We start from the raw sequence: 12,853 nt of genomic DNA on the forward strand, positions 1-12,853 counted from the left end.
GAAGTTTTAATTCGCTTTCCCTTCCTCATTCTGTTTATACTGAAAAAAAGGGGGATGAATGATGATTCAACATTTTACATTTGAACGATTATACGCAGGAGAAATGCCTGGTTGGCGTCTTTCTTTCTATTATAACAGAGAAAAGGTGACTGCTCTTTATCATGGAGATGGTGAAATTGAAATCGTGCAACCACAATCTTTTATCATTACTGAACAATTAAAAAAAGATATACATGAATTAATGGTCTTTCATGTATATGACCATTAAATAAAAAAGCAAACAAATCGATTTTCAACCGTTTTGTTTGCTTTTCGTTTATTATAAACTATGCTGTTTATTCCCAGACTGTAATTCATACATTTGACTATAACGTCCGCCTAGTGCAAGTAATTCATCATGCTTTCCACGTTCTACAATCTCCCCTGCATCTAATACTAAAATTTGATCGGCATTTTTAATTGTTGAAAGACGGTGCGCAATGATGAATGTTGTACGACCTTTTTTCAAAACATCCATCGCATGTTGAATAATTTCCTCTGTTTCCGAGTCAATATTTGACGTTGCTTCATCTAAAATGAGAATGGCTGGGTCAAAGGCGAGTGCACGTGCAAATGATACAAGTTGGCGTTGCCCAGCAGATAGTGTACTACCACGCTCGATTACAGGTTCATCTAAACCTTTTGGTAGATTTTTTAGTACACGTTCCCCACCAACCGCAACTAACGCGTCTTCTATTTGTTTTCTTGTAATGCGTGCATCATTCAAACTAATATTGGATGCGATTGTTCCTGTAAATAAATACGGGTCTTGTAGTACGATCCCCATATGCTGACGAACAGTCTGTCTCGCATGATTTTCGATATTTTCGCCATCAATTTTGATTGTTCCTTTTGAAGCATCATAATAACGGAATAAAAGATTGATAATCGACGACTTTCCCGAACCTGTATGTCCAACTAGAGCAACTGTTTCTCCTGCCTTAGCATCAATTGAAATGTCTTTTAATACATATTCTTCGTTTTTATAAGCAAACCATACATGTTCGAATTGTACGTGACCTTTATAACGTGCGATTTTTTCATCGCTAACGTCTTCACCACTATAGTCTAGTAATTCAAATACACGTGTCGCTGCAACATTCGCACGCTCTAATCGCGAGAATTGATCGACGATTTGCATGATTGGGTTCATTAAACGTGTAATGTACTCGACGAAGGCATATAAAATACCAACAGATGCAATCGATGTACCTGTTACTTCAAGTGAACCAAAGTACCAAACGAATGCAATGAGAATGATACTGCGAACAACACCGACTAAATTGTGTGATGTAGCAGAATCTAAAAATAATAACTTATTATTATAGCGGAAATGTTCATCATTAATTTGATTGAACTCATTTTTCATATTCTTCTCTTGTCCATATGCTTGAATAATCGTCATGCCATTCATTGATTCATTCAACATACCATTTAAGTCAGATAGTCTTGAACGAATCGCATGATTATATTTCGAAGCATATTTACGGTACACAATCGACCATACAATGAGGATTGGGACAACGATTAATGCGAAGAAGCCCATCCATGTATTTAAAGAGAACATGATAATAAAAATCCCGATTAATGTCATAAAACTTGCGGCAAATTGTGAGACAACAGTTACAAACAATTCACGAATTGCTTCGGTATCATTTGTAATACGCGACACAACTTTCCCAGCAGGTAGTCGGTCAAAATAGTTAATTGATAGACGTTGTAATTGACCATATACATCTTTACGCATTTTTTGGACAATGCGATTTGAACCGATTTGCAGCATATAAAACTGTGTATATCGGAAAATTGCAAAGATGACAATGGTTCCTAAATAAGCACCTAACATTAAATACAGTGGCTTTACTTCTAATCCAGATTCCGGCATGTTGGCAACGTAATTGTCTAAAATATATTTAATAATTAATGGACCTGATAAGTCAGCTCCAACTGATATAGCAAGTAGCACAAGTCCCCAAATCATCGGTTCCTTATAAAGTAGTGCATACTGCCATAATCGCTTACGAACGGGCATCTTATTCACCCCCTTTTACTTGTTGTAATTTGAATTGTTCTTGGTACCAACCAGGTTGTCTAACCAATTCATCATGTGTACCATATTGAATAATCTCACCATCATCGACTACAATAATTTTTTCAGCATGTAAAATTGCTGATAATCGGTGGGTTACAATAATCGTTGTTTTATCTTTTCGTTCATTTTGAATATTGTCGATAATGCGACTCTCTGTTTTTGCATCCACTGCAGATAGTGAGTCATCTAAAATAAGAATTTCTGGATTACGAATAAATGCACGCGCAATCGAAATCCGTTGTTTTTGCCCACCTGATAACGAGATTCCTTTTTCTCCAACCATCGTATCTAAGCCTTCTGGCAGACGTTTTAAATCGTCTTCAAAGTTCGCCATACGAATTGCTCTAGCAATATCCTCTTCTGTTGCATCTGGCTTACCAAAGCGAATGTTATCACGAATTGTACGTGAGAATAGAATGTGACTTTGCGGTACATAGCCAATCCAATTCAGCACTTGCTCCTTATCTTGTAATTGAATCGCTTCATTCGCAATTTCTACGTCCCCTTCACCATGTGGATATTCACGCAATAATTGCTTCACAATCGTCGTTTTACCACTACCTGTCTTTCCGACAATACCAAGTGTTTCACCACGATTTAATTCAATGTTTACATTCTTTAAATTAAGCGATTTTGATAATGGATATTGGAAGCTTACATCGTTAAATCTAATTGTCGTTGGTGTTTGAACGACCTTCCTTTCTTTAGGATTCGGAACGTCTTCTTTTTCGTTCAATGTCTCACTCACACGATCCAATGAGGCATTCCCTTGTTGCATCGTATTGATTAATTCACCAATCGCCATCATTGGCCAAACAGCCATACCAAGATAAACGTTGAAAGCAACAAGACTACCTACTGTAATGTCGTTAATCGATACGAGATACGCACCGTATCCAAGTCCAATGACATAACTAAATGCTGTAATAAATTTACTGACAGGTGCGAATAAACCATTTACACGAGATACACGTAAATTCTTTTCAACAACTTCTTCTGTCTTTTGTGCAAACTGCTTTTCCATTTCACGTTCTTGCACATAGGCACGAACAACACGTACACCTTCGACTGCTTCTAGTACGCTATCATTCAATTCACCAAATGCTGCTTGAGAGATGGTATAACGCTTATGAATGAATTTGCCAATTTGTTGAAGTGCAATCGCCAATAATGGTAATGGTAATAATGCTGCAAGTGTTAATTTCCAAGAAGTTGTAACGCCCATCATAATAATGATTGTTCCAAGATAAAGCGTAGAATCAAGTAACGTCATTATGCCAAAACCAGCTGTTTCAGATACAGCTTGTAAATCATTCGTTGAACGCGCCATTAAATCACCTGTACGATTACGCTCGTAAAATGGTGGTCGCATCTTCAAAAAATGGTCCATTAACTTCATGCGTAAATCTTTTTGTAATACATTTGCGCCACCAAATAATTGATACTGCCAAATGAAATTGACAATATACGCTGCAAATAATAAAGCGACAAGTGCGATGATATAATTCCATAACAATTCAGCAGTTAGCTCTTTTGTATGAATGGCATCAATTGTATTTCCAATAATTTTAGGCGGGATAACTTCGATAATATTCGCTACCGTTAATAAAATAACGGCAGTTGTATACCTCCCCCAATTTTCTTTAAAAAACCATTTCAGTTTCGTAAATACAGAAAACATGTTTTCTCCTTCTTTCTTTTTACAAATTATCCCTTTAAAAAACAACAAAAAAGCGCACACCCTAAGGGCATGCGCCTATATTAGAGTATTGATGTGACACACCAATACAAATAAATACAAAATCACTACATGTTGTCTTGTAAAGGTATGTGTCCATATGAATAGTTGTGTGTTACTGCAATTGGGTTTACTACTGTTAAGTTATTCATGATTCATACCTCCATTTTTTATTTCACATTTCGTGTTTCTAAATACTAACATTTCGATTTCCGAATTGTCAACAATTTTTAGAAAAAAAAGATTATTATCCTTTCTAGTCTTTACGTAAATATTATTTTTTTATGACGTTTTTTCTTTATACATACAACTTTCATCCCATAAAAGTAGTTTGATGATTTGAATTTTTTCTAGTTCTATCTTATTATTAGAATACTGAACATTTTTAAACACACAGGAGGTGTACACTTTACTCTCCCCCTCATTTGGGCTAGGAGTAAAGGAATTCTTTGGAAATAGCCATACGGTTGACAGCATTCGCTGTCTTAATCGCCTGCTCTGCTTACTTTGTTGCAACGGAATTCTCCATTGTCAAAGTCAGAGCAACTCGAATTGATCAGCTAATCGCTGAAGGTAATAAAAAAGCTTTAAAAGCAAAAAAAGTTATATCTAGTTTAGATGAATATTTATCTGCATGTCAGTTAGGTATTACGATTACATCGCTTGGTTTAGGTTGGTTGGGTGAAGGTACAGTGAGCATGATTTTACGCCCTGTCTTTGATTTAATAAATCTAAATGGTAGTGTAACAACCATCGTATCCTTCATTGTGTCCTTCTCAATCGTCACATTTATTCACGTTGTAGTAGGTGAGCTTGCACCAAAGACACTTGCAATCCAAAAAGCAGAAGCTGTAGCTTTAACAACAGCACCATTTTTAATTCTATTCCATAATGTGATGTATCCATTTATTAAATTATTAAATTCATCTGCAAATGGTTTAGCTGCATTATTTGGTATTCGCAATTCAAATGATTCTGAAGTTGCTATGACGGAAGAAGAACTACGTATTATTTTATCTGACAGTTTAAAAGGTGGAGAAATTAATCAGTCCGAATATAAATATGTGGATAACATCTTCAACTTTGACGATCGTATCGCTAAAGAAGTTATGGTTCCACGTACTGAAATTGTTGGGATTGAAAAAGATCTAACACTAAAAGAAGTTTTTGAAGTAATGGGTGTCGAGCAATATACGCGTTACCCAATTATTGACGGCGATAAGGACCACGTCATCGGTCTTGTTAATATGAAACATCTATTAACAGCTTATATTCGAAATCCAAAAGAAAATGGAGCAAAACCTGTTACAGCATTCATGCGTCCTGTTATTCGCGTCTTTGAAACTGTTCCAATTAGTGATTTACTATTAAAAATCCAACGTGAACGTATTCATATGGCCATTTTAATGGACGAATATGGTGGAACATCAGGTCTTGTAACGATCGAAGATATCATCGAAGAAATTGTTGGTGATATTCGAGATGAGTTTGATGCAGATGAAATTTCAGAAATTCGTAAACTTGGGGATGGGCACTATATTGTAGATGCAAAAGTTTTATTAGAAGAAATTAATGACATTCTAAACATCGAAATTGAAGATGATGCTATCGATACAATCGGCGGTTGGTTTATGACGCGTCATTTTGATGCGAAGAAAGGCGACCGAGTCTCTGAACAAGGCTATGATTTTATCGTGCGTGAGTTAGAAGGTCACCACTTAATTTACTTAGAGATCATCAAACATCCTGAATTAGAAACAGAATCTGATTCAACACTACTTACACAAGAAATATAGTACGGGCGACGTTACATTAAAAAATGTAACGTCGCTTTCGTATCCCTAGATTTCTTTCAGGGAGGAAACATTGTGGACCCATATGAAAAGTTACGCAAAGGAGAAAAAGGGGCATGGCTTAGTATCATCACATATATCTTTCTCAGTTTCGCAAAATTAATTGTCGGTTACTTCGGTCATTCTGAAGCACTACAAGCAGATGGTCTGAATAACACGACCGATATTATTGCTTCTGTTGCTGTACTTATCGGCTTACGTATCTCACAAAAGCCACCAGATGCTGATCATGCTTACGGGCATATGCGCGCCGAAACCATTGCCTCACTCATTGCTTCATTTATTATGGCAGTTGTTGGTTTACAAGTATTATTTAATGCAATCAAAGGCTTTTTTGCTAATGAACATGAGCCACCCTCACTTTTAACAGCGATTGTGGCAATTATCTCAGGTGTTATCATGTGGGGCGTATACATTTATAATATTCGACTGGCAAAAGAAATTAATAGCTCGGCCGTTAAAGCTGCTGCTTACGATAATCGTTCCGATGCATTTGTCAGCTTCGGTGCGGCAATTGGTATTTTTGCAGCGATTATTGGTTTCCCAATCATTGACTCGATTACTGCAGCCATTGTAGCTATAATTATTTTAAAAACAGCGTATGAGATTTTTGCTGAAAGTGTGTTAACGTTAACAGATGGATTTAATCAAACAGATATTGAGACGATTCGCACTACTGTTTCAGCAGTTGAAGGTGTTGTTGAATTGCGTGACGTTAAAGGACGTTATCATGGAAATATGGCTTTAATTGATGTAACTGTATCCGTTAATCCTTATTTAAATGTATGGGAAAGTCATGAAATTACGGAGAAAATTGAAGAAGCAATTCTTGAAATACTGCCTAGTTCTGTAGCGCTCGTTCATATCGAACCTGAAGAATCTTTAAAAAGAAATTGACGAATTCTGTCAAAGTTGTTATGCTAGGACTAACTTATAAAGGGAGCAGGTGAAGTATTATGATGAATAAATATGAGATTGCGACAACTTCGCACGTATTTGGTATGCATAAAACTTTCTCCTGCCATGTAGCGCTATAATTATTTTATAGCTCTCTTTCAATGTGCGGTTAGGTTTATTGCATCCATCATGGTGCAATAAACCTTTTTTATTACCACGTTATTGGAGGAAATTACATTGACACAACTACAACAATATGGCTTAAAAGAGCCTTTTACATCTGAAGCTACAGCACTTTTAACACAAGCAGGTTATGAAAACTACTTGATTGGACGTATCACACTTGAACATAAGCATAGTTATCGTATTCGCACAGAACAGGGTGAATTACTTGGAACGATTTCGGGTAAGTACGCATATAATGCATTCATGCGTAAAGACTATCCAGCAATCGGTGACTGGGTATTAGTTGAACAAATGCCGGGCGAACAGCGTTGTTTAATTCATCAACTTTTAACACGTACTTCGACATTCTCACGCAAAATGGCTGGTCTCGAAATTGACGAACAAATCGTTGCGACGAACGTCGATCTTGTGTTCATCGTTATGAGCTTAAATCACGACTTTAATGTTCGTCGACTTGAACGCTATGTACTAGCTGCTTGGGATTCAGGTGCATCTCCAGTCATTATCTTAACGAAAAAAGATCTATGTGAAGATGTGACATCATTCATTGAACAAGCAGCACAAGTAGCAATTGGTGTGCCAATCTATGCAATCAGTACATTAACAGGAGAAGGAATTGAAGAGATACAAAATTTACTTTTACCACATAGAACAGCAGCATTAATGGGTTCTTCAGGTGTTGGAAAATCTACTCTTACGAATGCGCTTGTTGAAGAAGAAAAAATGACCGTTCAACACATTCGTGAAGATGACTCTAAAGGGCGTCATACAACGACACATCGCGAACTTTTTATCTTACCAAATGGCGGTATTCTCATCGACACACCTGGAATGCGCGAAATTCAACTATGGTCAACAGAAGGTGCTTTAGAATCGAGTTTTTCTGATATTGAACAACTAACTGATTCTTGTCGATTCCGTGATTGTTCACATAAAAATGAACCTGGTTGTGCCATTCAACAGGCTCTTTCAGATGGCTCATTGAAACAAGCACGCTATGCCAGCTATGTGAAGCTACAACGTGAAATTCGCTATCTTGAACAAAAGACGAATAAGCAAGCACAACTAGCAGAAACACGTAAATGGAAACAAGTATCTAAACAACTAAAAAACAAAAAGAAAAATCGTCTATAATATATAAAACTGTCTTGGACTATTTCTTTTTTTAGCATTCAAAACGAAAAACTGGAACCGCACTGTGGCGCGATTCCAGTTTTTTATGTTCATATAGGATAGTGTTTTTTACACATATGTCCCAGTTTGTTTATTTTTCAGTTAAACCGTATTTCACAGCGTATAAAGCTGCCTGCGTACGATCTTGTACTTCTAATTTCGCAAAAATATTTGAGATATGCGTTTTCACCGTTTTTTCTGTAACAAATAATGAAGAAGCAATCTCTTTATTGCTCTTCCCTTTCGTTAATTCCGCTAATACGTCTTTTTCACGACGAGTTAGTGGATTTTTAACGTGCGGCAAATGTTGCGTTGATTCTTGATTCTGATCGAGTTGATGCGTCACTTCAGGATGCATGCTATTTTCGCCCGCAATGATTTTACGAATTGTTAAAACGAGTTCATCTGGTTCAATATCTTTTAATTGATATCCTGCCGCTCCCGCTTCAATCGCTGGTAAAATATGATCTCGATCTGAAAAGCTCGTCAACATCAAAATTTGAATATGTGGATACACCGATTTAATACGACGTGTCGCTTCAATCCCGTCCATCTCTGGCATGACTAAATCCATTAATACAATATCAGGTTGATACACTGAAGCGAGTTCTACTGCTTCCTTACCATTTCGTGCTTCCCCCACTACCTCAATATCTTTTTGTGTTTTTAAAAAGAAAAGTAACCCTCTTCTTACAACATGATGATCGTCAGCAATCAATACTTTAATCATACAATCCCCTCCTTAATAAGGTAGTCGAATTAATATTTCCGTCCCTTTTCCAATATCACTCACCCAGTCAATCGTTCCTCCAAGTGCCTGTGTACGGTCACGCATACTTTGTAAACCAAGCGACGGAAGTGCAATAGACGAATCTACTGAGAAACCACGACCATCATCTTTAATAACAAGTAAAATATCACTATGTGTCACACGAATAATGATTTGAGCTTGTTTTACACCTGCATGTTTTCGTACATTATTCAAAGCTTCTTGTGCAATCCGGAATAGTGCTTCCTCAATTTTAGAAGGGAACTGTAATACACCAGATACTTTTACATCAAGTGTGATACCAAGCATTTCAGCATAACCTTTTAGTGCTTCAAGTAACCCTGTTTCCAATCCTTTAGGACGCAGTTGCCAAATAAGTGCACGCATCTCTGTTAAAGCCTCTTGTGTAAGCGATTGAATTTCTGCAAATGTCTCTTTTACTAACGGTTCATCTGTCATTTCGATGCCTGCACGAGAAGTCAGTGTGACTGAAAAAAGTAGCTGATTAACTGAATCATGTAAGTCACGTGCTAGTCGATTTCGTTCCTGTGCAAGTGCAACGTCTTTTTCTTGTTTTGTAAGTAGAATACGCTTAATAGCTGAACCAATTTGGAACGCAATCGACTCTAATAATGCAAGGTCATCATCTGAAAAACGTACTGTATTAGGAGATGCAACATTTAATAATCCAAACTTTTCAGGACCTGATTGTAATGGAACCGTCGCGTGATGGGTAATTGCATCATGTGCTTCATTAGAATGCTTATTCGCAAGTTCAATGCGCTGACATTCTATAATGTTTGATGCTTTCTCTAGTTCATTATTATGGTATTTCGATAAACACCAACAACCACCCTTACATAGATAGCGACACCCCTCTTGTTCTAAATTATTCGGTAAGTTCGCTTCAGCAATCAGTTCATGGCGACGACGATCTTTAATAAGAAAGATCCACCCTGTTTCAAACTTCGTACCTTCAAGTAATTTTTCTAGTGCTAATTGAAGCATTTGTTTCATTTCAGTTTCTTCATTTAATAATTCTGCAATTTCTTTCAATAATGCGATATTTGAATGGTCTGCTTTCGTCAAAGTACCACCCTCCGTTCTATACTACCTTCTATTGTACATGGAAATGCCCTTTTCTCCTATGCGAATCCTTTCATACTTTTGACGGGTATTATAAGAGTAAACCAACAAAAAAACTTTGAATTTGAGAGAATTGTATTTTACAATGTTTGTAAAAGCCTTTATACTCAAGTAGGAAAATAATGTAGAACTAGGAGAATTTCAATGTCTAAAAAAATAGAATATAGTATGTTATTTATGTGGGTTGTATCACTTGTAGCGATGATAGGTTCTCTATTCTTCTCTGAAGTGATGAAATATGAGCCTTGTACATTTTGTTGGTACCAGCGTATTTTAATGTATCCACTCGTATTCATTATTGGAATTGCGTATATTCAGCGTAATGCACAGATTGCTGTTACTACACTTGTTTTTTCATGTATCGGTGCATTGGTAGCACTTTATCATTATGGTATGCAAAAAATACCGTTTTTACATGATAATGCAATAGCTTGTGGACGTGTACCATGTACAGGAGAATATATTAACTGGCTTGGTTTTATTACGATTCCTTTCTTGTCACTTACTGCATTTGTATTGATTTTCATCACAAGTATCTTTATCCTTAAACAAGGAAAGAAGGAGGAAATGTAATGGCAAAAAAGAAAACGAATGTCCCTAAGAAAAAAAATAATGCTGGAATTCTAATTATTATTGCTTTAATTATTGTAGCTATTTTTGCAGCTTTATTATTACTTAATAAAAGTTTAAATGATAAAAAAGAAGAAGGTTCTTCACTATACGGAGACCATAAAATTAAAACACAATCAACAATCGATCAATTAGATGATGAAAATTATCAAAATATCATCTTACCAGATGCGTTAAAAGAAAAAATTGATAGTGGTGAAGGAACTTACGTTTATTTCTTTTCACCTGAATGTGTACATTGTCAAAAAGTAACACCAGAGTTAATGCCTTTAGCAGATGAAGCAAAAGTCCATATTAACCAATATAATGTTTTAGAATTTGAACAAGGTTGGCAAGATTATAATCTTGCAGCGACACCAACACTTGCTTATTTTAAAGATGGTAAGGAAGTTGGGCGTCTCGTTGGTGAACAACCAAAAGAAGCATTTGTGAAGTTTTTTGAGGATATGAAAAAACAATAGAATTCATTGGAGAGGAATCGCCTGTATATGCGGTTCCTTTTCTTCTGATATGCTATAAAAAGGGGTTATACATATGTTCGGAACGATTTTTAATTGTTGCATGATTTTGATTGGTAGTACTATCGGTAGCTTAATGAATAAGGGGTTAAAAGAACGCTACCAAACGATTTTGTTACAAGCGATGGGATTTGCTGCTGTCGCACTTGGAATTAATGCAGTGACACAATATTTACCGAAAAGTGAGGAACCTGTTCTCTTCATCGTTAGTTTAGCGATTGGTGCAATAATCGGTGAAAAAATCGACATTGAAGTACGTTTCAATCGATTTGTTGGTCTTTTTTCTGATGGTCCACTCGTAAAAGGTCTATCCACAGCCATTCTTTTATTCTGCATTGGTACATTATCCATTCTCGGTCCTATTAATAGCGCCCTACAAGGTGACCATACATACTTAATTACAAATGGTATTTTAGACGGTGTAACATCGCTCGTACTCGCTTCTACATTTGGTTTTGGCATCGCATTATCCGCAGTGGTACTCTTTTTATGGCAAGGCTTCTTCTATGTGATGGCTTTATTTTTAAATGACTTTATGACGGAGTCTTTATTAACTGAAATCTCGATTATCGGAGGCATTCTTATTTTTGCGACTGGTTTGAGTATTTTAGGAATTAAAAACTTAAAAAGTCTTAATATGTTACCTGCCCTTTTAATACCACCAGTTTACTTAACTTTAAAACATTTTTTCTTATAAAGAAAGAAATGGAGCTGAGGCAAACATTTCACTTTCTTTTTTTGCGTTCGCAACGGAAAACTGGAATCGCACCACAGCGCGATTCCAGTTTTTCTTATACTCATGTAGAATTGCGTTTTTCATATCCAGCTTCATTTCTTTATTTTTTCAGGTGGAATGTATCTGGATGCGAGCCGTAACGTTCATCTCGATTTAACATATCAATCGCTTGCATATCTTCCGCAGTTAGTTTGAAATCAAAGACATCGGCGTTTTGTCGAATACGTACTTCTTTTACAGATTTCGGAATGACAATTAAGTCGTGTTGTAAATGCCATCGAATAATCACTTGTGCCGCTGATTTACCGTACTTTTCTCCAAGCTTCATAATTGCTTCATCTTCTAACACACGACCGCGACCAAGTGGTGACCATGATGTAATCGCAATGTTATGTTGTTTTGCAAAATCACGATTTTTTTGTTGAATCAAATGAGGATGTAGCTCGATTTGATTCACCATTGGTTGTACATTCGCTGTCGCTAATAACTTCTCAAGATGATGCGGTTCGTGATTTGATACACCTGTAGCGCGAATTAATTTTTCATCGTATAAGCGTTCAATCGCACGATAAGTATCTACATATAATTCAGGAACCGGCCAATGCGTTAAATATAAATCTAAATAATCCATATCTAATTTCTTTAGACTTGTCTCAAATGCTCGTAACGTTTGATCGTAGCCTTGATCGGTATTCCAAACTTTCGAGGTGATGAATAATTCCTCACGCTTCTTTTTTGAATCGCGCACAGCTTGTCCTACTTGTTCCTCGTTATCATATAAAGCAGCTGTATCAATCGCAATGTATCCTGCTTCAAGTGCATGTGACATGGCACTATATGCTTCATCTGGATTCGTCATTTTATATACACCTAAACCAAAACGTGGCATTTCAACACCATTTACTAACTTTTTCGTTGAATGTAGATTTAACAAATGCTTTCACTCCTTTTCTACAGTATACCCCTATTGTCACATTATTTCGAGAATACTTATTTTTTCAATACACCTTGCTTTTTCGCCTCTTAGCGAATATTATAGACGTTGTCAAAAAAATCGTTCGGCTTTAAGGAGTTAT

Annotated in this window: 12 protein-coding genes; 7 read left to right on the forward strand and 5 right to left on the reverse strand. The window is 36.4% G+C overall.

From position 1 onward, the window contains the following. The first annotated feature begins 61 nt into the window (after positions 1–61). On the forward strand, positions 62–268 hold the full coding sequence (locus MHB75_RS09850) for a DUF5342 family protein (RefSeq protein WP_068451017.1): 207 nt from the start codon (positions 62–64) through the stop codon (positions 266–268). Between the two features lie 51 nt (positions 269–319). Here the strand turns inward: MHB75_RS09850 and MHB75_RS09855 are convergent, their stop codons facing one another. After that, positions 320–2,071 (reverse strand): ABC transporter ATP-binding protein, encoded by a 1,752-nt coding sequence (locus tag MHB75_RS09855; protein WP_340997448.1) that lies wholly within the window; start codon positions 2,069–2,071, stop codon positions 320–322. A gap of 1 nt (position 2,072) precedes the next feature. Continuing rightward, positions 2,073–3,812 carry an ABC transporter ATP-binding protein gene (locus MHB75_RS09860; protein ID WP_340997449.1) on the reverse strand — a complete coding sequence of 580 codons (1,740 nt, stop codon included), beginning with the start codon at positions 3,810–3,812 and terminating at the stop codon, positions 2,073–2,075. Between the two features lie 506 nt (positions 3,813–4,318). Between MHB75_RS09860 and MHB75_RS09865 the strand changes: the two genes are divergently transcribed. From MHB75_RS09865 to rsgA, 3 genes are all read left to right on the forward strand, one after another. After that, positions 4,319–5,665: a hemolysin family protein gene (locus tag MHB75_RS09865; RefSeq protein ID WP_255314707.1), complete on the forward strand. Its 1,347-nt coding sequence runs from the start codon at positions 4,319–4,321 to the stop codon at positions 5,663–5,665. A gap of 72 nt (positions 5,666–5,737) precedes the next feature. Beyond that, positions 5,738–6,619: a cation diffusion facilitator family transporter gene (locus MHB75_RS09870; RefSeq protein WP_340997451.1), complete on the forward strand. Its 882-nt coding sequence runs from the start codon at positions 5,738–5,740 to the stop codon at positions 6,617–6,619. 237 nt (positions 6,620–6,856) lie between these two features. Then, a complete protein-coding gene (gene rsgA, locus MHB75_RS09875; RefSeq protein ID WP_340997453.1) occupies positions 6,857–7,939 on the forward strand; it encodes a ribosome small subunit-dependent GTPase A in 1,083 nt (360 codons plus the stop codon). Between the two features lie 130 nt (positions 7,940–8,069). Here the strand turns inward: rsgA and MHB75_RS09880 are convergent, their stop codons facing one another. After that, a complete protein-coding gene (locus tag MHB75_RS09880; RefSeq protein ID WP_068451001.1) occupies positions 8,070–8,708 on the reverse strand; it encodes a response regulator transcription factor in 639 nt (212 codons plus the stop codon). Between the two features lie 12 nt (positions 8,709–8,720). Next, the gene (locus MHB75_RS09885; protein ID WP_340997455.1) at positions 8,721–9,836 is read right to left on the reverse strand and encodes a GAF domain-containing sensor histidine kinase; all 1,116 of its coding nucleotides are present in this window, start codon (positions 9,834–9,836) and stop codon (positions 8,721–8,723) included. A gap of 201 nt (positions 9,837–10,037) precedes the next feature. Here MHB75_RS09885 and MHB75_RS09890 point away from each other — a divergent pair, with 201 nt between their 5' ends. From MHB75_RS09890 to MHB75_RS09900, 3 genes are all read left to right on the forward strand, one after another. Then, positions 10,038–10,466 carry a disulfide oxidoreductase gene (locus MHB75_RS09890; RefSeq protein WP_340997456.1) on the forward strand — a complete coding sequence of 143 codons (429 nt, stop codon included), beginning with the start codon at positions 10,038–10,040 and terminating at the stop codon, positions 10,464–10,466. Continuing rightward, entirely contained in the window at positions 10,466–10,984 is a 519-nt protein-coding gene (locus tag MHB75_RS09895; protein ID WP_340997457.1) for a thioredoxin family protein, read from the forward strand. The genes MHB75_RS09890 and MHB75_RS09895 overlap by 1 nt, the downstream gene beginning before the upstream one ends. A gap of 73 nt (positions 10,985–11,057) precedes the next feature. Continuing rightward, positions 11,058–11,738 carry a DUF554 domain-containing protein gene (locus MHB75_RS09900; RefSeq protein ID WP_340997460.1) on the forward strand — a complete coding sequence of 227 codons (681 nt, stop codon included), beginning with the start codon at positions 11,058–11,060 and terminating at the stop codon, positions 11,736–11,738. Between the two features lie 139 nt (positions 11,739–11,877). Here the strand turns inward: MHB75_RS09900 and MHB75_RS09905 are convergent, their stop codons facing one another. Continuing rightward, positions 11,878–12,666 carry an aldo/keto reductase gene (locus tag MHB75_RS09905; RefSeq protein ID WP_340998608.1) on the reverse strand — a complete coding sequence of 263 codons (789 nt, stop codon included), beginning with the start codon at positions 12,664–12,666 and terminating at the stop codon, positions 11,878–11,880. Between the last annotated feature and the right edge of the window lie 187 nt (positions 12,667–12,853).

This window comes from Kurthia sp. FSL E2-0154, from assembly GCF_038003625.1.
Taxonomy (GTDB): domain Bacteria; phylum Bacillota; class Bacilli; order Bacillales_A; family Planococcaceae; genus Kurthia; species Kurthia gibsonii.

Coding starts and splice junctions, on each gene's coding strand:
- MHB75_RS09850 (WP_068451017.1), top strand. CDS start 62: ATGATTCAACATTTTACATTTGAACGATTATACGCAGGAGAAATGCCT.
- MHB75_RS09855 (WP_340997448.1), bottom strand. CDS start 2,071: ATGCCCGTTCGTAAGCGATTATGGCAGTATGCACTACTTTATAAGGAA.
- MHB75_RS09860 (WP_340997449.1), bottom strand. CDS start 3,812: ATGTTTTCTGTATTTACGAAACTGAAATGGTTTTTTAAAGAAAATTGG.
- MHB75_RS09880 (WP_068451001.1), bottom strand. CDS start 8,708: ATGATTAAAGTATTGATTGCTGACGATCATCATGTTGTAAGAAGAGGG.
- MHB75_RS09890 (WP_340997456.1), top strand. CDS start 10,038: ATGTCTAAAAAAATAGAATATAGTATGTTATTTATGTGGGTTGTATCA.
- MHB75_RS09895 (WP_340997457.1), top strand. CDS start 10,466: ATGGCAAAAAAGAAAACGAATGTCCCTAAGAAAAAAAATAATGCTGGA.
- MHB75_RS09900 (WP_340997460.1), top strand. CDS start 11,058: ATGTTCGGAACGATTTTTAATTGTTGCATGATTTTGATTGGTAGTACT.
- MHB75_RS09905 (WP_340998608.1), bottom strand. CDS start 12,666: ATGCCACGTTTTGGTTTAGGTGTATATAAAATGACGAATCCAGATGAA.